Annotated in this window: 2 protein-coding genes; one reads left to right on the forward strand and one right to left on the reverse strand. The window is 31.9% G+C overall.

Going from position 1 to position 1,961, the window contains the following annotated elements; genetic code table 11:
- A partial coding sequence (locus tag ACTG3S_RS06540; RefSeq protein WP_439128560.1) for a carboxypeptidase-like regulatory domain-containing protein occupies nt 1-1,076 on the reverse strand: 1,076 nt, incomplete at its 3' end.
- 192 nt (nt 1,077-1,268) lie between these two features.
- Here ACTG3S_RS06540 and ribF point away from each other — a divergent pair.
- Nucleotides 1,269-1,961 (forward strand): bifunctional riboflavin kinase/FMN adenylyltransferase (gene ribF, locus ACTG3S_RS06545; protein WP_439128561.1); only part of this gene is annotated, 693 nt, incomplete at its 3' end.

Genomic DNA, 1,961 nt, shown 5'->3' on the forward strand with positions numbered 1-1,961 from the left:
TAATGTAAAGCCGTGTTTAATTTTACACTTTTTGCTTCATAATCTTTCATTAAATCTACTTCTCTGTAACCTGTTCTACTTACTCTACCAACTGCGCCTCCAAGGTCTGTTGCAACCTCATCACCATATACATTTAAACCATCATAATCGTTTAAAGACCTATCTCCTGCAGCATATTCACCATTTCTCGTATTTCTTTCATCAGTTGCAAACCACTCTGTACCTTTTAAGTAAGAAAGTGTTGCTTTTGCAGCAAATTTTTCTGAAAAAGCATACGCCATTCTAATATTAAAATCATAATATTCGTTGGTTCCTGCAGCTTCTTGTGTAGTCACTCCTCCTTTTAAAGAAACGCTAATTCCTTGGTCATTAAAAGGACTTCTACTTGTCATAAACATAATACCATTAAAAGCGTTTGCACCATATAATGCTGAAGATGCTCCTGGTAATAACTCTACTGTATTTACGTCTAATTCAGACATCCCTAAAAGGTTACCAATAGCAAAGTTTAGTGCTGGTGAAGAGTTATCCATACCATCTACCAATTGCATAAAACGCGTGTTGGCAAACGTAGCAAAACCACGTGTATTTACAGATTTAAATGTTAAACTGTTGGTATTAACATCTACTCCTTTTAAGTTTTCTAAACCATCGTAAAAAGAAGGTGCAGAAGTGTTTTTAATAGCTCTAGCATCCATTCTTTCTACAGTTACTGGAGACTCCATTATACGTTCTGGAGTTCTAGATGCAGAAACCACAATTTCGTCTAACGAGGTTTCGTTTTCTGTTAGTTTTACAGCAATTTTTTGATTGCTTTTTGTAATTTCAACTTTTTCCATTTTGTAACCCAAAACAGAAACTTCTAGCGTAAAAGGCGGGTTGTCCGTTACTTTTAAAACAAAATTTCCATCAAAATCTGTAGTTGTACCTACAGCCTTATTTTCAACTTTAATGTTTGCTCCTGGAAGTGTTTCTCCGGTCTTAGCATCTGTAACTGTACCTGTTACAGTGGTTTGTGCAACCATTGCAAAGCTACTAAAAGCTATAAATGCAAGTAGTAAAATCTTTTTTATCATAATTTGAATTAATTTGTTAACTAGTATGCAAAATACAATTTTTTTTGAATTATTGATTATTACACATCTTATTTTATGGTTTTAACAAAAAAACACCACTTATTTTCAGGTAATGAGGATTAATTATACATCCAAAAGCCTAAATTATAAGTAATTTCTGTTGTACATTTGTAACTAGAAAAGACGCTTTTTTTGAAAACAATTATTGATATTTCTAACTTTACACCCGAAGAAAAAACATTTGTTACTATTGGTACTTTTGATGGTGTACATTTTGGGCATCAAAAAATATTAGAAAAACTGATAACAGAAACCAAAAAAGCGGGTAAAAAATCTGTGTTGCTTACGTTTTTTCCACATCCAAGAATGGTGTTGCAAAAAGATGCTTCTATAGAATTGATAAACACCATTAGCGAACGCGAAAAATTATTGCAAAAAACAGGATTAGATTATTTAATTATTCATCCTTTTAGTAGAGAATTTTCTAGAACTACTGCTTTAGAATTTGTGAGAGATATTTTGGTAAATAAATTTAATATATCAAAATTAATTATTGGTTACGATCATCATTTTGGAAAAAACAGAGAAGGAAACATACAGCAACTAACAGAATATAGCCATCTATACGATTTTACAGTAGAAGAAATACCTGCACAAGATATAGATGATGTTTCTGTAAGCTCCACAAAAATTAGACGTGCTTTGCATGATGGTAATTTAAAAACAGCGAACAACTATTTAGGTTATCATTTTATGCTGAATGGCATTGTTGTAAATGGTAAAAAATTGGGTGGTAAAATTGGGTATCCAACTGCAAATATCAACATAGAAGAAGATTATAAACTAATACCAAAAACAGGGGTTTACGTAGTAAAATCTACCATA

It is taken from the genome of Polaribacter sp. (assembly GCF_965656025.1).
Lineage (GTDB): Bacteria > Bacteroidota > Bacteroidia > Flavobacteriales > Flavobacteriaceae > Polaribacter.